Raw genomic sequence first — 3,902 nt, 5'->3', positions numbered from 1 at the left:
GAGCGCGGCGCACGCGGCGGCGCCGCGGAGCATGTAGAGGTGGCTGTCGCCGAGGTCGCCGCGCGCGACGCCCCGGCGGTTTCGGCGGGCCTGGGTGACGCTGTCGGGGTCGTCGGGGTCGAACGCGACGGCCTCGCGAGCGTGCTCGCCGGTGACGCGTTCGTCGCCGCGGACGACGGGTTCGCCGACGGGCGACTCGCGGTCCGCTGGCGGTCGACCGGCTTCGTCAGTCATACACTGAGTAACGGTGTGGGGCGTAAAACACCTACTCCTCGTCTTCGACGTCGGCGGCGTTCCGTCGCTCGGAGAGGTGCTCCCAGATCTCCGTACAGCCGGCGCCGGGTTCGACGTCGGTGAGGTGGTCGTCGTCGCGCGTCTTGGCGTGGTCGGGGTCGGTGGTGTCGGCGTCCGCGTGGTCGTTCACTCGCGGGCCACCTCCTCGGCGTCGAATAACTCGGGTGCGGCGTCCGCGGACGCGTGCTGGCGCTGGCCGCGCGGGTGCTCTGGCATGGACAGTCGTAGGGCTGGAACGCCCATAACTCTCGCTTCGGCCGCAACGCCCGCCAGCACTGGCCGGTAGGGGCGACGCTTGACGGTGTCCGTGACGACTGGCAGGCGTTGCCAGCGCCGACGAGGGGAACGGCGGCGGGCCCGAACTACTGGTATGGCGACGCGACTGCGATTGCTCGACGACGCCGCGTGGGTGAGCGTGAACGACGAGCGCGCGGTGGGGACGAGCGAGGTGTGGCCGGTCGCGGATTCCTTCTGTTCGTGCGCGCTGGCGTGGCTGGTGGTGGAGGCGTACGTGGACGTCGGCGCGGACGGCCGGCAGGTCGAGGCGCGTGCGCACGGCCACTGCGTGTCCTGCGGGGAGGCCGGGACGACGGCCTGGCTGCCGGTCGGTCGCGTGACCGACGACGGGTTCTCGGACGTGACGGGGGTTCGTCGGTCGCGGCAGGGTTCGCCGGCATCGGCCTGCTGCGGGGAACCTTGACACCAAGCGCGGGTTGGTAAGGCAGACCGCCGACTAGGTGTGTATGCCCACGGACGTCGAGCGCTGGAAGGACGAGATCTACGGGAACGACATCCGCGAGCACCTGTTCAGGTTCGCGGAGGAGGGCTGGGACGCCATCCCGGACGACGAGCACGACGAGTGGTTCGAGCGGTTCAAGTGGTGGGGGCTGTACCACCAGCGGAAGGGCCAGGAGTCGTACTTCATGATGCGCATCGGGACGCCGAACGGCGTGCTCGAGCCCGGCCAGCTTCGGACGGTCGCGGAGGTCGCCGACGAGTTCGCGCGCGGCCCCGTCGACAACCCGGAGTTCGGCGCGGCGTACTGCGACTGGACGACCCGCCAGTCGATCCAGCTGCACTGGATCAAGCTGGAGGACGTCCCCGACATCTTCGAGAAACTGGAAGCAAACGGCCTGACGACCCAGCAGGCCTGCGGTGACTCGTGGCGGAACATCGTCGGGTGTCCGGTCGCCGGGAAGGACACCCACGAGCACGTGGACGCGTGGCCGGTCGCCGAGGAGCTCCACGAGACGTTCAAGGGGAACGACGAGCACTCGAACCTCCCGCGGAAGTGGAAAGTCTCGGTCACGGGCTGCGACCAGGGCTGCGGGCAGGGCGACATCAACGACCTGGCGTTCGAGCCGGCGGAGAAGCACGGCGAAATCGGGTTCAACGTCCGCATCGGCGGCGGCCTCGCGCGCAAGGAGCCGCGGTTCGCCCGCGACGTCGACATCTGGGTGCCCGAGGAGAAGGCCACCGACGTCGCGGCCGCGGCGACGCGGCTGTTCGACGACCACGGGGACCGCGAGGACCGGTACAACGCGCGCATCAAGTACCTCGTCGACGAGTGGGGCGCCGAGAAGGTGCGCCGCGTCCTCCAGGAGGACTACACCGACTGGGACCTGGAGTCCGCGGGCGACGACCTGCGCGACCAGTACACGTACAACGCGGGCGGCGACGAGCACGGCGACCACGTCGGCGTGCACGAGCAGCCGGACGGCAACTACTACGTCGGCCTGAACGTCCTCGTGGGCCGCCAGGGCGTCGACGACGTCTTCGAACTCGCGGACCTCGCCGACGAGTACGGCTCCGGGGAGGTCCGGTTGACCCAGCGCCAGAACGTCATCGTCACGGACGTCCCCGAGGACGACCTCGACGACTTCCTCGCCGAGGACCTGCTCGAGGACTACTCGCCGGACCCCCATCCGTTCATGCGGGGCTCCATCGCGTGCACGGGGACGGAGTACTGCTCGCTGTCAATCGTGGAGACGAAGAACCGCCAGGTGCGGTACGCGCGCTGGCTGAAACAGAACGTCGACGTGCCCGAGGGCGTGACGGACTTCCACATCCACCTCTCCGGATGTACGGCGTCGTGCGCACAGCCGCAGATTGCGGACGTCAGCCTCCGCGGGATGAAGACCCGCAAGGACGGCGACCCGGTCGAAGCGCTGGACGTTGGTCTGGGCGGCGGCCTCGGCGAGAACCCCCAGTTCGCGGACTGGGTGGAGATGCGCGTGCCCGCCGACGAGGTCCCGGGATACATCCAGAATCTGCTCGCGGTCTACGAGGACCAGCGCCGGGACGGGGAGACGTTCCGGGAGTTCATCGCGCGCCACGACGAGGCCGACCTCCAGGGGCTCGCCGAACCCGAGGAGACGAGCTACGAGGACCCCTACATGCACAACACGAAGATGACGTGGTACCCGTACGCCGACGAGGACGACATGGACGCGAGTCCCGCGCCGACGGACGGGGACGGCGAGACCATCTCGGCGGACGACTGAGATGGCCGACCGCATCCTCGCCGTCAACGCGTACACGACCTTCACGCTCCTCGACGGCGACGTAGAGGGACACGGCTGGCAGGCGGACGCGCCCGGCGTCCTGAACGTCTCGTCGTCCGACGACGCGGTCCGTCTCGAACTCGAACTCGACAACACCGCGACCGACGACGTGCCCGCGCACGCCGACCGCCTCAGCTCTCCCCCGCGGAGGCGCGCGAACTCGCCGCCGAACTCGAATCGTACGCCGACCGCGTCGAGGACTGACGCGGCGCCCGCCAGTCACCTGGCGGTTTCTGTCGTCCTACTGTTCTACCTCGTTGCGCTCGTCGTCGCCGTCGTCCCAGTTGGCGCGCGCACGCCACTCCTCGCGCTGCCGGCGTTCGCTGACGTGTTCCTCGCCGCCCGCGAGGTCCGCTCGCACGTCGTTCTCGAAGTCGCTGACGTCCGCGAGCAGGGCGTGTCGGAAGTCCTCGACGAGTTCGTAGCTCCACCGGTCGCCGACGGCGCCCGCGGGGAGGTGGTGGTCCCGGAGCGCGTTCGCGTACGCGTCGTGGCCGCTGTCCCGGAGCAGACCCTCCGCGTCGTCGAGGTGGTCCATGCCGCGGCCGAGGCTGTGGTGGAACGCCAGCAGGTGGCCGTACGCGCGGTAGACGTGTTCGACGCCGAGCTGGAGTTCGTGGAGCGCGTCCCGCTCCGTCGTTGAGAGGTCGGGCATACGGAGTGCTACGGCCCACGCACCGATATCCGTGGGGGCCAATAGCACGCCACTTCGGGTGTCGAGGGCGGGGGCGCGCGGCGAACCCGTCCGGCAGTGGGTTTTTCGGCGCGCCCGCCGACGCCAGTGGTATGTCGGCAGCGACGGCGTCGAAGGGGTCGCGGTGGTTCGTCTCGACGGGAGTCGCGTTCCTGGTCGCGTGGCAGGGCATCGCGCTCGCTGCCACTTCCGGCGCCCTTTCCGTCTCTCGGACGACCCTCGCGGTGCTGGGCGTCCACGGGTTCGTCCTCCACGTCCTCCTCGGGAAAGCGTACGCGCTCGTCCCGACGTACTTCGACCGGACGCTCGCCGCGCCGCGCGCACCGCTGGCAGCGCTCCCGTTCACCGCT

Annotated in this window: 5 protein-coding genes and 2 pseudogenes; 4 read left to right on the top strand and 3 right to left on the bottom strand. The window is 69.8% G+C overall.

Features of this window, described 5'->3' with window-relative positions:
- Together GRX66_RS17205 and GRX66_RS17200 are read right to left on the bottom strand one after the other, a co-directional pair.
- Positions 1–234 (bottom strand): DUF7119 family protein (locus tag GRX66_RS17205; RefSeq protein ID WP_449271473.1); only part of this gene is annotated, 234 nt, incomplete at its 3' end.
- A gap of 31 nt (positions 235–265) precedes the next feature.
- Entirely contained in the window at positions 266–424 is a 159-nt protein-coding gene (locus GRX66_RS17200) for a hypothetical protein (protein ID WP_159527609.1), read from the bottom strand.
- Between the two features lie 240 nt (positions 425–664).
- Between GRX66_RS17200 and GRX66_RS17195 the strand changes: the two genes are divergently transcribed.
- From GRX66_RS17195 to GRX66_RS20855, 3 genes and pseudogenes are all read left to right on the top strand, one after another.
- On the top strand, positions 665–994 hold the full coding sequence (locus GRX66_RS17195; protein WP_159527608.1) for a hypothetical protein: 330 nt from the start codon (positions 665–667) through the stop codon (positions 992–994).
- A gap of 43 nt (positions 995–1,037) precedes the next feature.
- Entirely contained in the window at positions 1,038–2,798 is a 1,761-nt protein-coding gene (locus tag GRX66_RS17190) for a nitrite/sulfite reductase (protein ID WP_159527607.1), read from the top strand.
- Position 2,799: 1 nt separating this feature from the next.
- Positions 2,800–2,937, top strand: a pseudogene (locus tag GRX66_RS20855) (DUF6360 family protein); the annotation flags it as partial.
- Positions 2,938–3,099: 162 nt separating this feature from the next.
- Here GRX66_RS20855 and GRX66_RS17185 read toward each other — a convergent pair.
- Positions 3,100–3,513 (bottom strand): hypothetical protein, encoded by a 414-nt coding sequence (locus GRX66_RS17185; protein ID WP_159527606.1) that lies wholly within the window; start codon positions 3,511–3,513, stop codon positions 3,100–3,102.
- Between the two features lie 131 nt (positions 3,514–3,644).
- Here GRX66_RS17185 and GRX66_RS17180 point away from each other — a divergent pair.
- A pseudogene (locus tag GRX66_RS17180) lies at positions 3,645–3,902 on the top strand (hypothetical protein); the annotation flags it as partial.

Source organism: Halobacterium bonnevillei (assembly GCF_009831555.1).
In the GTDB taxonomy this organism is placed as follows: Archaea; Halobacteriota; Halobacteria; order Halobacteriales; family Halobacteriaceae; genus Halobacterium; species Halobacterium bonnevillei.
Note: the sequence above shows the minus strand (reverse complement) of the source record. Positions and strands in the feature narration are given on the sequence as shown.